The organism is Reichenbachiella sp., from assembly GCF_039969095.1.
In the GTDB taxonomy this organism is placed as follows: domain Bacteria; phylum Bacteroidota; class Bacteroidia; order Cytophagales; family Cyclobacteriaceae; genus Reichenbachiella.
This window is the reverse complement of the sequence record NZ_JBDVOL010000017.1, coordinates 340,787-358,665: the sequence shown is the minus strand read 5'-3', so window position 1 is coordinate 358,665 and position 17,879 is coordinate 340,787. Positions and strand designations below refer to the sequence as shown.

The following is a 17,879-nucleotide window of genomic DNA, read 5'->3' as shown; positions in this document are numbered from 1 at the left end:
TGAAATTAATTCTCTAATTTCGTAGGCAGCAATTTGAGAATCAACTTTAAAACCTTACAATGAATACTATAAGAAGAATTGCCTTGAGCTTATTGACTATGACATTATCGTCTGGTCTATTTGCACAGAGCCCTTGGCTCAACAACACCGAAACAGACTTTTTCACATTTGAATTTTCAAAACCAAACATTAATGGCGGAAATGAAGGTATCGGGTTTTTCTCTGCGGTCTATGATCTTTCTGGTGGATTTGCCATAAGTGATAAAACTGAAATTATTGCTGATTTGCCAATATCAGTTTTTAGCCCATCTGGAGACAATGATATAGAATCTGAAGTGACACTTGGTAATATTTATCTAGGTGTAAGAACAGGAGATAGATCCAAGCCTGTGAGAGGAGAGTTTGGTTTTTTAATACCCTCCACCAGTGATGAAAACTTCAATGCCAGCGCAATCGGAATATTTGGATTGATAAATAGAGAGGAAAAATTTTCTCCTAATACCTGGGGTTTGACGGGAAAGGTTTTGGTTGAAAATGACCTTAATGACAAAGGATTGTTTTACAGACTTAAAGGAGGTCTTTTCTATCTGAACAACACCGATGCAGAAATTACCGGATTATATCTTGATTACTTAGGTCAGTTGGGTATTAACACAGATGAAGGATTGACTGCATCAGTTGGAATTAGCGGTAGAACAGGTCTGAATGACGATTCTAAATATGGTGAAGATGACAGTTCGTCTTTCTTGTTTGCTTTATCTGCAAGTTATAGAAGCAATAATTTTGAACCTGGGATGTCCTTACACATACCAATGGATGATCCTTTTAAGGAAATTGTGAACAATATTATTAATGTGAGCTTATTGTTTCACTTGAATTAGAAAATTAAAAAAAGTATAAGAATCATTTCAGCTTCTTATGCTGTTTAAATCCCTTTCGTCATTTCCTTCAAATTGATTGATTCTCCTTTTTGAAAGGATACTTCACGGATGACATCCATGTGGCCCCATAAGTATTTGTGACCTTTCAGCCCTTTTGTAGAACGCATGCGCCTTTTGAGTCTAGATATTTCTTTATCAGTGGCCTTTCTCCTATCTCCAAGTTGGCCGTAGAGCTTTACCGCAGGATAATTATCAAAGCGACCTTTAAATAATGATTTGATCCAAAACCAGCGACTACTGTTCACCCCTAAGACACAAATGTTATTGTTGAACTTGGCATGTTTAGGAAGTTTGGTAGGAAACATTTCAAAGTAGAACCCGGCCTGATTATCATTTAAAAAAAGAGAACCAATTGGTGTAACAGTAGGATTATTATCCTCATCTACTGATCCTATCGATACGTGTAGGCTGGTTTTGAAACTTTGGTTAAAGTGTTTTCTGACTTTTGGCCAGTCATTAATGAGATCCATAAGATTGGTGCTAGAATTCTCTTTTGCATACGCAAAACTTGAGCTTGAGATGTGCCTATTCCGATTGATTAAAAAGTTTTAAGATATCTTCTGGCATCTCCTGAGATTTGATCATCGACACTTTGGTACTCCCAATATTACCGACAGGTATTTTATTAATTAATGAGAAGGGTGCACCAAGTAGCAAACGTATCGTTTGGCCTAAGATCTCTTTTATATTTGTAGTCCGAAATCCTAAAAGTAGCATTTTCCAGTGCGTCTCAGTATGCTGAAAAGGGTAGCGCTGGCCAATGATATGAGCTCGCTCCAAATGATGCCAGGCTTTTTCAACGGTCTGCTTTTTTACAGCCTGTTTGTAATGGCCTATTTCAATTGTATAACTAGATTTTAAAAGAGCGGGCATTTTAGTATTCAATTTCATATCGTTTTTTCAAACAAAATTGATTGATAGGAAAAAGAATGGCTTGTATAAACTGGCTAACATTCAGCATTGCACAAAAAAAGGCCAGCTACTGCTGGCCTTTCCAAACATTATCCAAAATTGGAATTTTCTTAAGATTCGTAGCTACTAGTGTCTACGCCCATTTCCTTCAATAATCTTATTGAATTGGCTTTTACATTGGCAGGAGGGTCGAGCGACAAAGACTTCTTCAAGTTTTTGATCGCATTTTTATTGTCTCCTTTTGTTTTGTAAGCTTCTCCAAGACTATCCCAACAATTGGCATTTTTTGGGTTTCGCTTAGCATTTAATGTGAAATACTCAATGGCCTTGTCGTATTTCTGCTGACCTATCATTTGGTAACCTAAGAAGTTGAGTTGACCAACATTAGCAATAGACACGGACTCGTCTAAAATGGCTTGGGCTTCTGTAGTTTTTCCCATGGCTGTAAGTAACTGCCCTTTTGTTGAAAGGTTGTTGAAGTTTTTTGTATTGGCTATAGAACGATCTACCCAAACTAACCCTTGCTCAAGCTCCACATTGTTTTGTGCACAATAATTAGCAGCCTGATTTAGCCCTTGCCAGCCAAAGCCTGGAATAGACCTTAATTCATCTTTGAAGTTAGCAATTACAATGCTGTGTACATCATATTCTACCTTGAACGGAATTGCTTTTTTCTCCCACTTAAGTGCAATTGTTGCGCTTGTATTGTCCATATTAATCACATCATAGGTCAATATTTCGGTATGAGCAATGTCTGTAGTTTGTACATCCACTCTTAGCGCATCTTCAGCTTCTTTGTAATAAAAGCTCCCCCACGAACTGCTGTTGTTCGAGAATATAACTGTTGCTTTTCCGTCTTCGTAAATGGCCATGTGCAAGCCGTAAGTCCCAGCTTTCAAATCTTTACCCTCAATTTTCACATCATCCGAAAATGTAATAACCGTATTTTCATTGGCGCCTGCTCTCCATGGCATATTGCTTCCATCTACAAATGTGGTGGCTTCAAATCCCCAAGGCACAAGTGTTCCCCAGATTTGACCAGTTCTATCCGTTCCTCTCAATGTAACTCTTGGCCTGGAGTACTTAACATTGACAGTTGAAATACCGATTGTCTGAGTCATTTCTCCTGCTGGAACTACCGCTCTCGGTGTGGTGACGTTTTGGGCACTTACTTCCCAACACAGCATAGCGACAAGCGCAGCTGTAAATAGTGCTTTCATGTTAATTTTTGTCTTCATAATATAATGGTTATGGTATTTGAATTTTTAACAAGTAGTTAAACGGGTATCCTGTATGTGCGCGGAGATTTTGTGATAAACGGTAATTTCTGAGCAGGTTGGATAATAATGATTGGAGCTTAAGTAGAGCAAATGCCTCTGGTGATCAATATTGAGGCTTTTTAGCAAAACCCTTATCCCATTTGAATCTTTTTTGATTGTTGGTGCTATATGATTTAGCTTTATTGAAATACAGCAAAATATTATGCAAAGTTCAGCGACATCTGTACAAGAATACCTTGAATCCCTGCCTGAGGATCGGCACGAGGCAATAGCTAAGGTTAGAGCAGTCATTCTGAAAAACTTACCTCATGGCATCGAAGAAACCATGAACTGGGGTATGATTAGTTATGAAGTACCATTGAAGATCTATCCGGATACTTACAATAAAAAACCATTGATGTTTGCTGCTCTAGCCTCACAAAAGAATCATATGGCTGTTTATCTAAGTGGAATTTATTGTGACGAATCTTTGAGAGAAAAATTCGAATTGGATTATAAGGCATCAGGTAAGAAGATGGATATGGGAAAGTGCTGTGTGAGATTTAAAAAACTCGAGAACTTACCGCTTGATGTCATTGGTTGGGCCATTGGTGCAGTGGATATGGAAACCTTCGTCCTCTTCACTAAGGAGAATAGAAGAAAGTAAGGCCTTGATTTTAAATTTTATTATTTAAGTCTGTAGGGGTAAAACGAATTTTAGTTTTCATGAATCTGTAAAACGATAAATTTTTTACACAAAATGGTAACCTCTGGGGTGGAAAAGCTGTCTTTCTTTATGTTAACTCGACCCATCGGAAAGTGATGACCATTTTATTACGTGTATTAGAAAACAATATCGTCTTCTAGAAAGTCAAAACAACTAAAACAAACTTTTTAAACTCAATGAACAAACTTCTATTGGCCAAACTTTTGGTGTGCTTCACGTTTTTTGCGCAAGCTCAAAATACCATCAGTGGCTATGTAAAAGATGCAAGCAACGGAGAGACGCTCATCGGCGCGACAGTGTTGATCAAAGGCAGCTCCCAGGGTGTAATCACCAATGTGTATGGCTTCTATTCCATTACACTTCCTGAAAACACATACGAGGTGGAATACAGGTACATAGGTTATCAGTCTGTCGTACAACAAGTAGACCTTACCGAAAATCAAAGAATAGACATAGAACTTCCATCCGAGAGTCAGCAATTACAAGAGATTGTGATAACGGATACGCCAGAGGATCTAAATGTGTCGGGCATCCAGATGTCAACCAATAAACTGGATATTGAAACGATCACCAAAATACCGTCATTTATGGGTGAGGCCGATGTGCTGAGAAGCATTCAGATGGTGCCAGGTGTAGCTACTGTTGGTGAAGGAGCCTCTGGATTTAACGTGCGAGGAGGAAGTGTCGGCCAAAATATGGTGCTGTTGGACGAAGCACCAGTGTACAATTCTTCCCACTTGATGGGCTTTTTCTCAGTTTTTAATCCTGACGCAGTGAAAGATGTGAACCTCATCAAAGGAGGTATACCTGCTCGATATGGAGGTAGGATTTCTTCAGTTTTGGATATCAGGATGAAAGAAGGAAACGTAAAGGAATTTGAAGGGCAAGGTGGTATAGGAACTGTATTTAGTCGATTAGCCATAGAAGCCCCAATTGTAAAAGACAAAGCGTCATTCATTCTGGCTGGTCGTAGATCCTACATAGATGTATTGGCGAAGCCGTTCACCGACGTATTTGATGGTGGGGCTGCATTGAATTTCTATGACCTGACGGCAAAGACCAACTGGAACATCAATGCTAAAAATAGGATTTTCTTATCTGGATATTTTGGCAGAGATGTTTTCAAGTTTGATAAACAACAAGGGTTTAATTGGGGGAATAGTACAGCAACCCTTCGCTGGAATCATATTTTTAATGACAAACTGTTTGCCAATTTTACCGCCTTTTATAGTGACTATGATTACGAATTGGCTTTTGGTGAAGATGAGTTGGACAAATTCCGTTGGAGCTCGCGAATATTGAATTACGACTTCAAGCCTGAATTTACCTATTTCATGAACCCAAACAATGAGATTTCATTTGGTGGAGAAGCACTTTATTTCAAGTTTGAACCTGCAAATGTCAGTACGGTGAATGTAGGAGAAGCAGCTGATAACAGCTTGCCAAGTAAGAATGCATTAGAAACTGCTTTGTACATTTCGAACAATCAAAAAATCGGAACAGATATTGAGCTGCAATATGGCGTTCGATTTTCAAACTTCAACTTGTTGGGGTCAGGCATGACTTACAACTACGGCGATACTATTCCTGGGGTGAGAAGGCCTTTGATAGACAGCACATCCTACGATTCGAGAGAAGTGATGGAGTCCTATCATAATTTTGAACCTAGACTGTCAGTCAAATATCAGCTTAACAAATACAACTCATTTAAGGCAAGCTATAACAAGACAAGCCAATACATACATTTAGTTTCAAATACTACAGCCTCTAACCCTCTTGATGTTTGGAATCCAAGTAGTAACAATATTGAGCCACAAATTGGTCATCAGGTGGCCTTGGGTTGGTTTAGAAATTTCGGAGTTGACAACGACGTTGAGTTTTCTGCTGAGGTGTATTATAGAAAGACGAAAAATCAGATTGATTATATCGACGGGGCAGAGCTGCTCATCAATGAATATATAGAAGGAGATCTGTTGTCTGGTGATGGGAGAGCCTATGGCTTAGAACTTTACGCCAAGAAAAACACCGGAAAATTAACTGGATGGGTGAGTTATACCATAGCAAGAACCGAATTAAAAGTGGATGGGATAAACAATGGTAATTGGTATCCTACTCGCTATGATCAAGCGCACAACTTTAAAACGGCAGTTTTCTATGATCTCAATAAGAGCTGGCAGTTTTCGGCCAACTTCACCTTCCTGACGGGTACTCCTACTACATTCCCTACGTCTAGATTTGAACAAGGTGGTTATGTTGTACCGTATGCTTACGGAGATGGTAGAAATAATTTTAGAATTCCAAGTTATCATCGATTTGACTTGTCGGCAACTAAGTACAACAAGACCGTAAGGAAGAATGGTAAGCCTAAAAAATTTCATAGTCACTGGGTATTTGCCGTTTACAATGTATTTGGTACCAAGAATCCTTTCTCCATTTATTTTACCCAAGCAGACGAACGTTTTGCGGCAGGTCAGCCGGTGGATACTCAAGCCAGACAGGTTTCTATTATTGGAAGTATGATTCCTTCCATTTCTTACAATTTCAAATTTTGATCAAGATGAAAAGTAATTTCAAATATTTAATACTAGCGGCGTTTAGCATACTATGTGCCTGTGATGATCAGATTTATCCAGATCTAGATGATGCGCCAGAGGTTCTTGTAGTAGATGCCTGGATCGATGATTTGATGAAAGATCAAGTGGTGAAATTGAGTATGACTCAACCTTACTTTCAAAGTTCAGAAACAAAATCTGTATCTGGAGCTCAGGTCTATATCACTGATAACGAAGGAAACCGATTCGATTTTGTAGAAGAAGGTTCAGGTAATTATGTATGGTCTCCTGTGTCGGATCCATTTGGAACGATTGGTGACAGCTATGAACTTACCGTGATCTCAGGAGAAGATACTTTCAAAGCGACATCAATGAAAAATAGAGTGCCAACAGTCGATAGTATAACTTTCGAATACAATGAAGATAAAATATTCGGCACTGTTGAAACATATTATTCTGCTGAACTTTGGGTCACGGATTTGGTTGGTGAAGGAGACATCTATTGGATCAAGACGTTCAAAAATGAAGAGTTTTTGAATAAACCTTCTGAAATAAGTCTGGCTTGGGATGCTGGCTTCAACAAAAGTGCGCCTTTCGATGGTGATACATTTATTCCACCCATTCGCAGCAGTATCAACCCTGAGGATTATGATGACAATGATGAGTTTATTTCTCCGTATGCAGACGGTGATTCTGTATATGTAGAGTTACATGCTATTACAGAAGCGGCACGTAATTTTTTATCTGAGGTACAAATTCAAACCAACAGAGAAGGTGGGTTTGGGGCCTTGTTTGCCACTCCACTAAGTAATGTACCGACCAACATTATCAATGAAACTTCAGATAAACTGGTCGTTGGCTTTTTCTCTGTGTCATCCGTTGAGACCAATGGAAACAGACTGGATGTAAGTCAGGTACCTAAAGAGAATTAAGAATTTGCAGTTTAGTTCGATTGAGAAAACCCGGGCAGTAGGCCTGGGTTTTTTTATTGTATGACCTCAATACTCATCTGATTAAGCATAGAGTCCACTAGCATATACCTTTGTTCCAACTTGTGGAGTTGATTCTTATATTCTTTCTTTTTCATGGATTCGATTTGCATACGACCATTCACCGTTCTTGCTTGTAAATGGTGTTTGATCGCACCTATTGAGGTTTCTTTTTTATTTTTAACCTGAGCTCTTTTCTTCTTTTGGGACTTAAATAATAAGTCAGCAACGCTGATTTGAAGGTCAAACCCGAAATCAAATTCGGAACTATGATATCCAAAAAAGTCAATATTTGATAAAGAAGTTTTGAACGTAGTCATGGGCAATAGAACTTCGTCATTGTGAATGAGAATTTCCAAGTTGGGATTGGCTAATAGGATAGTATCACGATTAGCTTGCTTGATAAATTTCAATGATTCTGTGATTGGTTTGAAGTTGATCATTTCTCCATCACTTAGGCTTATGTTGATTTTTCCAAGTAGTTTATCTTCCTGATGGATCAATTCTTTGTTGTACTCCAGGAGCACTTGTCCATTTACACCAACATTGCCTCGGAAATGTTGCTCGGAAAACATTTCACTATTTGCACCTCCAAACTCGGCGGTTATTTTTCCAAGGTTGATGTTTGAAGCTGAAATATCGCAGAAAGCTTTTACATCCAGATTTTCATTTCTACGAATCAGTCCGCTTAGATCAAATGAACCATCGAACATATCGAAAGAGGATTGGTTGAGTCGTGCTCGATTGTCGCTTATTTTGATGTTAGCATTCAATTTTTTTGCTTCGAAATGATGATATGCGGCTTTTGGAGCTGTAACATTGATACTAAAATCTTTTATGGATAAAGATTTACTTTTTGAAGACAAAAGTGTGTCGCTTTCACCTGATATTGGTTTGATTCGATTATAATAATTTTTTAATGAATCCACGTTGAAAGCTTTCAAAGCTACATTTGAGGTACCGTGCAGCTGATAGGTAGAATCCAACAAATGAACATTCAAAGAGGATTTTGTTCTTCCAAAAGGAAAGCTAAAATTGATCGTTTTTGCATCAAGATATCCCTTTTTCAAATCTGCAAAAACACGAATATTTGATAGTTCGAAATTGCTGTGTTTTAGCTTTTTCAGACTGAGGTCGGTGTGAACAATCCAGTTTGAATAAATAGGTCTTTTATTGGGTTCGATCTGGCCGGACTTATCCTTATTTAATGGCCAATATTTTTTGGTATCCAATTCATTTAATTTGGCCTCTACCCAAACCTCGTATTCATTGAAGTTAGAAGGAGATGATTTGGATAGGGCTTTAATCCAAAAATCTCCTTCATCAATCGTGAAATGACTGGCAGTCAGGGCAAAGGAATCTTTGTTCAATGCCAAGTTGAAACTGGCACTTTTGGCCTTGTACTTTTCATATGATAATTGATTAATAGCTACATCACAATCTAAACTTAAGAATTTTGGAAACTCAAAATTTTTCTGCTCAGACCTGTTTTTATTGCTGCTTTTGTTCCTGCCTAAGTTCTCTTCTGATAACGCTAGATTTTCAATGTTGACATTTAATTTGACATTAGAAGTTTTTCCATGGCTTTGTTCAACAAGGGGTATAAAATTGTTGGTTTGGCCATACATCCGAACTAAGGCATCGTTGAATTTCATCTGGAGATTTGACAATGTTAGTTTTGTGTTTTTCATGTAAATCTTACTATTCAGATTTTCTATTTTAATGTTTGCAGATTTTTTATTCATCCAGACATCTTTGAATTCAATTTGGCCATTGAATCCATGCTTTTTTGAGCGGTACTTTTTTTCTAACTCCGAAAGCCTGCCGTGAATGTCTGCTAAGAATAGTATCGTTCCTGACATTTCTAAGTCGGGAATACCCATAACGCCATTGACATCTTCTAATTCAATCATAGATTGGGCATCGATGTCAATATAGGGGTCATCAAAATTTTGGATGGAGCCATTTATTTCAAAAAAACTATCATCAATTTTAGCTCTCCCAAAGTCAATAACCATCTCACTGGTTTTGGCATTTCGCTCTTTTCCATTAGAGAAATGACCGCGAAAGTTGACACTATCAATGATTCCAGATACCCCTATTCTAGAAAAAGTAGCATTTTCTAGGTGAAACAGAATATCCACATTTGGGAAAGTAACAGGGTCCACAAAACCCGAATTTCGAATGGTCAAAGTGAGCTTTGCATCTGGATTGAGTTGAATCAATTTGAGGGGTCTGAATTGTGGTATGAGGGTTAGGTAGTCATTGATACGTGCCTCGTCTCCTTCGAGTGTAATGTCTAATAAGTTACCGTTGCCAGTGGGTTTGAGTAAACCATAGGCTCGAAGCTGCGCATCATGGAGATGTAGCATACCATCAAATAATTTTCTATTATCAAGTGTATTGAAACGAAAAGTAGTTTGTTTAGCTGCAATAGGAACAGCCGTTTGTTTCAATGTGCCTTTGGAAATCAAAGTGTCTATTACTCCTACGGCATTACCTTTAAATTCCAGTAAGTCGTCGAATGACTTCAATTGAAAAGTTCCTTCGTCCACAGATATTCTTACACGATTTTTTTTGTATTCATTTTGAACAATAATGACGGCGTCTATAATTTGAATTTCAGGAATGTCGAGCAACAATTTTGGTACGTTTTGATTCTCATTCTGACTTTTTGCTTTTGCGCGGATCCTAAACTTTTTCCCTGTAGAATCTATTGGAGCAAAAAACTGAGGGTTTAAAATCTCAACTTTACTGAGTGAGTAATTCTCATGAAATAGATCTAATAAATCAGCTTGAAGAGTGATTCTTTCTGATCGGAGAATTTCATAACCACTTTCCTTAACGGAAAGATTGTTTATGGATATGGTTAAATGAGGAAAGTGGTGTAATGCACTGATCCCAATATCCTCAAAATACATGGAAGAATGCAGGCCATTGTCTGCTAAGGTTTTCAATCGATCAACAATATCACTTTTATACCAAACGCTCAAAGCCAGCTCCAATAATAGAAGCGTAAAAAATAGCAGAAGGACTATAGTACCTGTGAGTTTTAACAGTATTCTCATGAATAAGGATAATGATATCTAAGGTATCCATTATTCATGAGAACTGAATTAGTTATTCATATCGTAAAGCTTCCACAGGACTAGTGGCAGCTATTTTCAGAACGACCAGACTTACGCTTACAAGAGCAATTACAAGCAAAATCATGGCTGACCAGAAAAAAGGTTGAAATCCTAAAACTACTTGGTAGGGAAATTCGCCTAACCAGTCCTGCATAAGAAAATAAGCTAAAGGAAGTCCGATGATTAATGCTATGCCAATCAACGTAGCAAACTGTGTAAAAATCATTTGTATGATTTGTAGGGCGCTTGCGCCTAGAATTTTTCGAATTCCTACCTCTTTTACTTTTTGACTTATCATAGCAAGTGCAATCCCCAACAAGCCAAGACAAGCTAAAAACAAAGCAACCCCTGAGAATATTGAAAACACGCCCAACGTACGTATTTCGTTATCATACAATTCCCCCAACTGTTGATCAAGGAAGTGATATTCGAATGAATCTTGCTGATTGAATTTGGTATATAATTTTTCTATTTCGGCCATCGTTTGCTGAAAATTTTGACCTTCGAGCTTGATCACCATTTCATTCACCATATAAGGTTGGTATTGTATAATTAGAGGATTGATCGGCTGGTGTAGCGACTTGTAATGAAAGTCCCGAACCACACCAATCACAGTGATTTCTAAATCATGGCCGCCAAGATGCCAGGTGATTTTTTCACCGATTGGATCCATGAGATTTAAGCCTTTCACCGCAGCTTCATTGATAAGAACATTTGTTCCCGCCGAATCAGCGGCATAATTTTGATTTAGTGTACGCCCTTCCAATAACTCAATATCTAGTAACTCGATCAAACCAAAATCTACATAAATCTCAGTTGCATCCAGATATTCAGGATGATACTTGACCGAATGGACCGGATGGTTGTCGAACTGTGATCCAGGGAGGTTGGAAGTAGCTGAAACCTGGCTTATTCCAGGTATATTTTTCAGCTCATTCTGAATAGTTTGTGCTTCAGATAAATTGATCCCGCCATGTTCTACACTAGAAGGAATAGGTATTGAAATCACAGCTTCTCTATCAAACCCCAATTGCTTGGTTTGCATATAATCAAGCTGCTTCAGTATGATCAAACTAGAAGTTATGAGAATCGCAGATACCACAAACTGACAGACGACAAGAATACTTCTCAGCCTATTGTTTTCTCCGCTTGCACTCAATTTCCCCTTTAGCACATCTGTGGGTTTAAAAGAGGAAAGAAAAAGAGCAGGGTAAATGCCAGCCAACAAACCAAGCACTAGACATAGCAAAGTAGCCTTTGCTATAAAATCGAAATTCAATAAATCAATAACATCAAAGTTTTTTTGACTTAGACCATTAAATGAATCAATGACTAAAGAGGTAAACCCAAAGGCTAGCAGCATGGCCATTAGACAGAAAAGTATGGACTCCAAATAAAACTGTATGGTGAGATGACCAGACACCGCACCTAAAGTTTTTCTTACCCCTATTTCCTTGGCTCTTTCTACAGATTTGGCAGTGGTGAGGTTGATGTAGTTAATCCCAGCTATCAGTAGGATAAATATCATGGAGCCCGTTAAAATATAGACATACAGAATGTTTCCATTGTTTTCCAATTCCCAGCGCAAATGAGACATTAGATGAATATCGGCTATGTGCTGAAGTTCAAATTTTATTTCCCCACTTTCAAAACGTTCTTTAGCATCTTGATCCCAATTGAGATATTTGAAAACCCAATCGCCAATTTTGGATTGTAAGACAGAAGGGGATGAACCTTCTTCCAATACGATATAATTGAAATGACCAAAATCTTCCCAGGTCATCCAATGACTTTCTGGGTTAATACTTTTTACAGTCATATAAGAAATGAGCGCATTAAAATGAAAATGTGAATTTTTAGGCATCCCTTTGACCACCAAGGCCACTTCCATAGGCATATCGCTGATGGTCAGTATTTGTCCAATTGCATCTTGCTCGCCAAAATATTTGGTGGCCATGGACTCAGTAATCACCAATGTGTTCGGTTCAGATAAAGCATTTTTGTCTCCTGATACTAGGTCTAATTTGAATACATCCAAAAAGGTAGAATCCGCGAAGTAGAAGTCTGGTTCATTGAACTTGAGTTCAAGGTCTTTGTTTTCAACTTTAATCTCTTGTTTAGTTAATCCAGCCCCATACCAAGGAGAGAAACTCACAGCTGTTTTCACCTCAGGAAAATCTTGTCTCATCGCTTGAGCCATGGGATGTGGCGTACGAGTTTGAGCATGCTCGGCTATCCAGCTTATTCTGTAAATGTTTTCGTAGTTCGGTAAATCCCGATCATAAGAAAGTTCATCTGCAACGAAGAGATAAATGAGAATGCTACAAGTAAACCCCAGTGTGATTCCTAATAAATTAATAAGCGTAAAAACTTTGTTATGCTTCAGGGTTCGAATAAATGTTTTGAAGAATTGACTGACCATAGTGTGTTTGAGTTTTTTATTAAAAAGATGACTCAAACTAAAGGTGCGAGCAGTTGACAAAGGTCTTTTCTTATCGGGTAGCCGTTCTTCCCGATAAGATCGAACGTCCTTGGATTCCCGATATTCTGAGGGAGTCAGCCCTGTATGGCGCTTAAAAGCGGTGTTGAAGGCCGATTTGGAGTTGTAACCGACCATCGTGGCTATGTTCTCCACTTTGGTGTCTTTTTGATCAGGAGCCTTGAGTAGATGGCGTGCTTCTCGAATTCGGTATTGACTGATGAGCTCTTGGAAACTTATTCCTTTGTTTTCATTCAGTACCTGTGATAAATGATGAGTGGTGGTATGTAGCTCTTCGGCTAAACTGGATAAAGAAGTATCGTCTTGCAGATAAAATTTTGTTTCGTTCAGTAGCTTTTCCAGCCTTTCCAGAATGGCAGCTTTTTGACTGGCCGACAGTGTAGATTTTTTGTACTTGTTGGCTACCGGAATGGGAGACAGAAAACTAGATTCTTTGAATATTTGAAAATAAATAAACCCGAAGTTGATCAGTACTCCAATCAAAATCAATTCACTGGTTAGAAATTGATCAAAAAATAGAAAAGCAAAAATGAGAAGTAGATTGAAGGTATAATAATTTCTAAACCAAACGACTCGCTTACCTGGATTCTGGAACCACCCAATCCCTCGATTTCCAGCTTCTTTTTTTACTTTTTTAATGGATTTAAAGAGTAACAAAATTGTGAATGTAGAGATCAACCAAGGCTGATTGAAATGAAAAGCCAAACCTCCGAACACAAAGGAAATAAGGACTATCCAAATATAATTTCGACTTATTCTTGAGTTTTGAGTGAAGAAAGAAGAAGCGTACCAGTTTAGGGAGATTGCAATAACAATAAAAGCCAGCTGGAGCCAAAAAGCCTCCAAATGAAGACTTGATAAAAAAGCCAAACCTAAGTAGGCAAAACCCAATTGACCCAAAAACCGACTGGCAGGAAATTTATTGAGTACCAAATAAAGAGAAACACCAATTCCAATGAGGCATGTACACGCCATCAGCATTTCAGTCCAGGGCCAGCTGATCCATTGATCCATGTGATGAAATTAGAGAATAAATGGGAGTTGGAGAAAGGTGTTTGGTTTTAAAAATATTTGAGATATTGGTTTGGCATCGAACCCAGTGTTCGGATCTCGATTTCTTTGAAGTATGTTTCTGCCCCTTCACTTTGAATTTGTATTTTTCCTCTGGTCATTGGAAAGGTTTCCCCATGCTCGATTCGTCGAGAATTCTTTAGAATCATTACTACTTTTCCGTTGACAATATGGAGGCTTTTTCCTTCAAAGCAGATCAGCTCCAAAGTGTTCCATTCACTATGAGGGTTTTCGGCATTTTCGCTTCGCATACAAAAGCCACCTGCCTCTTCTCCTGTACCAAACCCAATAAAATCAGGATTTGGGTCAGCTACTGGATTCATCACACCTTCGGGTATATAGGCTCGAATGTCTATGGCGGAGTTGGCCTGACTCCAATAGTCTCCCATGTGCCCTTCCATGATTTGAAACTCTTGGGATAGCATCCAGGTTCTCCAGTATTCTGCACCCATTGACCCGATGGAGTGGTATAGAATGCCCGTATCTTTTAGCTTTTCTATTCTTGGAATCCACTTTTTGTCTCCCCATTTTACTTTTAGCCGCAGATGATAATTTTCATATTCCTTTTTCGAAATCAAACTTCCGTAGATTTCTCCACTCACTTTCAGTGTAGGCTCACCATACTTTTCTGAAACGGTAAACACGTCATAACCTACAGGGTTTAACCCGATGGGCTTGATGACTTTTCCTTTTGGATCTACAGGTGCATTGCCGTTATAATCGGATTGATGCCGATAACTTAGATAAGTATCCCATTGTGAAAGTTCAGCATCCAAAAGTGGTGTCCAGAGTTTTTCTTTTGCAGAAAATGAACTAAGGATGATTAATAGCGTTTGAGGAAGAAATTTTCTCACAGCGATTTTGAGGTGATTTGTCATGCTTAAAAATACATCATGACTTTATGTGAAAGGCAAGAGATTTTTCACAAGTTACAAAGGGGTTTGTGAACCTGATTTGATACTAGGGTATTTAGACTTCAAACAGCAATCGTTTGCTTTTCTTTACTTCTTCTAGTTGGTTCAAATCAGGAAAGGATTTTTCGAACCAGAGTGTTACCGTTTTTCCAAACAAGGAATTAAATCCGTCCTGTAGCTGGCAATAGTTATCCGCATAGTGCATCGTAGGAATATCGGCATTAAATCGTACCAAAAAATGAACCTGATCTTGGTCTAGCCTCGAGTTTTCGATTGCTGACAATTCCTTCACCTTGTGCTTTTCGCAAAGGGCTTGAACTTGATTGATATGTTTGGCTATTTCTATTACCATATATGATCAAAATTAGGACAGTAGCCGCTTTCTTGATATACCTATTATTAGGTGTATTTTATAATACCCCAATTACGGTAAAATTCAAATTCAACTCCTGACCTTGGCCGTCTAACAAATGAAGCTCGTGCTTGCCTGGTTCGGCAAATAGTCCCATCTGATGCACACGTTTGGTGCTGCCTAGGTAGACGCCATCCAGATGCCAATAAATTATTTCTTTGGTATTGCTATGAGCCGCTTCGAAAACCGTTTGTCCGAAGGTGCCATCCAGTTCTTTTGGGATAAAGACTTTGGCGTTGGCTTTTGGATAGATCATTTCTAAGGTAGCAATTGAAGTAGCCTGTTCACAACCAGTTTTAAATTTTGGTGGACTTTGATAATCCGTGTTGTATTGCCGATAGTACCAGGCCTGAACTGGAGGCAGCATAAACCAGCTTTTATGCACCATTTGATTCACATCATAGCAAGAACTGTTTACCTGATAAGTTTCGGTTTGATCTAAATGAATCAACTGATGAAAGGAACAGGATGTGGAATGGTCAATTGACATGGGCAAAGACGTATCCATCGTGTTTTCGCAATAGCTGTTGGCTTTTTGACCACTTTCTTTGCAGATTTTAAATAGCTGAGTTTCGCTTGTGGGCACTTCATCAAATGGATCACTTTCTAGCTGTTCGAAAACCTGAAACATCAATGGTGCTGCAGCCTTACCGCCGACTAATCCAGGACGGCCTTCTCCATCGGCATTGCCCACCCATACGCCCACTGCATATCGGCCATTGAGCCCAATCGCCCATGCATCCCGAAACCCAAAACTGGTGCCCGTCTTCCATGAAATGGGCGTGGAGGATCGAAACTGCTCCCAGCCCGCAAAGTCATCTGGCCGGTTCAGCCCTTTCATGGCTTCCAACATAGACCAAGTCGATGCGATGCTGAACTCTTCTGGGTTCTGGAAAGTAGGAATTTGCCTTAAGGGTTGATTCACCAAATACTCATGTTCGAAATAATTATCGGCCAGATATAGAGTGGTGATGGATTGATCAAATGAATTTCGATAGACTCTGTAGAGATTAGCATACATATTGACCAGCTCCCAAAGACTCGATTCGGCACCACCCAAGATCATAGACAGCCCATAATGATCGGCTGGTCTATCCAAACTATTCATGCCGATTCTTCGCAGCTTCTGATGAAATTTCTGGTAGCCATATTCCTTTAATAGCATCACAAATGGCAGATTGAGGGAACGAGTCAAAGCCTCATCTGCATGAACTGCTCCTCGGTATTGCAAGTCAAAGTTTTTTGGTGCAAAACCTTCAAAGAAAACAGGGTAGTCGCCAAGCAGTTGCTTTGGTGTGATCAGACCTTCATCTAAAGCAGCTGCGTACAAAAAAGGTTTGAGTAAGCTGCCTGTGCTTCTTTTAGATTGAATGATATCCACAGAAGGGCTGTGAATTTCTTCTGTATCCACGTTGCCGACATAAGCTTTTGTTTCTCCGCTCAATAAGTCAACTACCAACACCGCACCATTAAAAATGTAGTTTGCATTCAAATGCGCTATGTGACTTTTTAGTAAACGATTTACGGTTTGTTGCAGCCTTGGATTAAGTGTCACTACGTTTCGTTGGCCACTTTTGCCTTTTTTGACTAACTCGCCTAAAAGGTGAGGAGCGAATTGAGGCAAATCATGAGGCTGACTCGGAAGCTCTTCCGCTTGGGCCAATTCCAAGGTAGTGGCATCAATCAGATTATTTTCGAATAGCTTGGTAAGCAATTTGTTTCTTTTGGTTCGGAAGGCCTCATCGTTTTTTCCTGGAAAAATAATGGAGGGCTGATTGGGCAAAACGGCTAAAGCAGCAGCTTCGGCCCATGACAATTGTTCAGGTGCTCTGCTGAAGTATCTCCAAGAAGCCGCGGAGATACCTACCACATTTCCTCCGAATGGCGCATGACTTGCATATAGATTTATTATTTCTTTTTTAGAATAAAAGAGTTCGAGTTTCAACGCCAATAGCGTTTCCCACAGTTTTTGAAACACTGTTCTGGATTGATTTCCTCTGGCCATTCTGATGACTTGCATCGAGAGGGTACTCCCGCCACGTTTGATACTTCCAGTTTTTACATTGGTAATAAAAGCCTTGAAAATAGACACAGGATTGACGCCTGGATGGTAATAAAAGTATTCGTCTTCGAAGTACAGAAGCGCTGTTTCAAATTTGATGGGCAGGCTGTCTACCATCGGAAATCGCCACTGACCATCATTGGCTATTCTGGCACCCATCAGCTGGCCTTCTGATGATTCTATAGTTGTGGTATATGGTTGATCGAATAACGGATCAGGTAGAGGCAATAATAAAAACAAAACCGATCCGAGCATCAGAAGCTGCACGAGTCTGTTTTTGAGGACACTTTCGATTTTGTTTTTCATGAATTACTGGTGTGCTTTTCATTTTTAGTTCGTCATTACCCGATTTATTCGGGTGATCTGAATCGGTAACCACTGCTTCTATCGTATATGCAACAAACCCGACAGG

The 17,879-nt window shown here is 39.1% G+C and carries 12 protein-coding genes; 4 read left to right on the top strand and 8 right to left on the bottom strand.

The genetic code is table 11. The features are described from left to right. Window positions 1-59 precede the first annotated feature (59 nt). Window positions 60-881: a hypothetical protein gene (locus ABJH98_RS19610; RefSeq protein WP_348309479.1), complete on the top strand. Its 822-nt coding sequence runs from the start codon at window positions 60-62 to the stop codon at window positions 879-881. 44 nt (window positions 882-925) lie between these two features. On the opposite strand, the gene ABJH98_RS19605 is transcribed toward ABJH98_RS19610, so the two are convergent. The 3 genes from ABJH98_RS19605 to ABJH98_RS19595 form a co-directional block, all read right to left on the bottom strand. Continuing rightward, the gene (locus tag ABJH98_RS19605) at window positions 926-1,411 is read right to left on the bottom strand and encodes a hypothetical protein (protein WP_348309478.1); all 486 of its coding nucleotides are present in this window, start codon (window positions 1,409-1,411) and stop codon (window positions 926-928) included. A gap of 55 nt (window positions 1,412-1,466) precedes the next feature. After that, complete coding sequence (locus ABJH98_RS19600; RefSeq protein WP_348309477.1) at window positions 1,467-1,832, bottom strand: DUF3703 domain-containing protein; 366 nt, start codon at window positions 1,830-1,832, stop codon at window positions 1,467-1,469. A gap of 131 nt (window positions 1,833-1,963) precedes the next feature. Further along, on the bottom strand, window positions 1,964-3,091 hold the full coding sequence (locus ABJH98_RS19595; RefSeq protein ID WP_348309476.1) for a DUF2911 domain-containing protein: 1,128 nt from the start codon (window positions 3,089-3,091) through the stop codon (window positions 1,964-1,966). Window positions 3,092-3,335: 244 nt separating this feature from the next. On the opposite strand from ABJH98_RS19595, the gene ABJH98_RS19590 reads away from it, so the two are divergent. The 3 genes from ABJH98_RS19590 (at window position 3,336) to ABJH98_RS19580 (ending at window position 7,323) form a co-directional block, all read left to right on the top strand. Beyond that, on the top strand, window positions 3,336-3,779 hold the full coding sequence (locus tag ABJH98_RS19590) for a DUF1801 domain-containing protein (RefSeq protein WP_348309475.1): 444 nt from the start codon (window positions 3,336-3,338) through the stop codon (window positions 3,777-3,779). Window positions 3,780-4,015: 236 nt separating this feature from the next. Further along, on the top strand, window positions 4,016-6,391 hold the full coding sequence (locus ABJH98_RS19585; RefSeq protein WP_348309474.1) for a TonB-dependent receptor: 2,376 nt from the start codon (window positions 4,016-4,018) through the stop codon (window positions 6,389-6,391). Window positions 6,392-6,396: 5 nt separating this feature from the next. Beyond that, window positions 6,397-7,323 carry a DUF4249 domain-containing protein gene (locus ABJH98_RS19580; protein ID WP_348309473.1) on the top strand — a complete coding sequence of 309 codons (927 nt, stop codon included), beginning with the start codon at window positions 6,397-6,399 and terminating at the stop codon, window positions 7,321-7,323. Between the two features lie 53 nt (window positions 7,324-7,376). Here ABJH98_RS19580 and ABJH98_RS19575 read toward each other — a convergent pair whose 3' ends face one another. The 5 genes from ABJH98_RS19575 to pbpC form a co-directional block, all read right to left on the bottom strand. After that, window positions 7,377-10,448, bottom strand: coding sequence for a hypothetical protein (locus ABJH98_RS19575; RefSeq protein WP_348309472.1), 3,072 nt, complete (start codon window positions 10,446-10,448; stop codon window positions 7,377-7,379). A gap of 52 nt (window positions 10,449-10,500) precedes the next feature. Then, entirely contained in the window at window positions 10,501-14,022 is a 3,522-nt protein-coding gene (locus tag ABJH98_RS19570) for an ABC transporter permease (protein WP_348309471.1), read from the bottom strand. A gap of 47 nt (window positions 14,023-14,069) precedes the next feature. Beyond that, window positions 14,070-14,957 carry a DUF1080 domain-containing protein gene (locus ABJH98_RS19565; protein ID WP_348309470.1) on the bottom strand — a complete coding sequence of 296 codons (888 nt, stop codon included), beginning with the start codon at window positions 14,955-14,957 and terminating at the stop codon, window positions 14,070-14,072. 91 nt (window positions 14,958-15,048) lie between these two features. Further along, window positions 15,049-15,345, bottom strand: coding sequence for a hypothetical protein (locus ABJH98_RS19560; protein WP_348309469.1), 297 nt, complete (start codon window positions 15,343-15,345; stop codon window positions 15,049-15,051). A gap of 58 nt (window positions 15,346-15,403) precedes the next feature. Continuing rightward, window positions 15,404-17,773: a penicillin-binding protein 1C gene (pbpC, locus tag ABJH98_RS19555; protein ID WP_348309468.1), complete on the bottom strand. Its 2,370-nt coding sequence runs from the start codon at window positions 17,771-17,773 to the stop codon at window positions 15,404-15,406. Window positions 17,774-17,879: the final 106 nt, after the last annotated feature.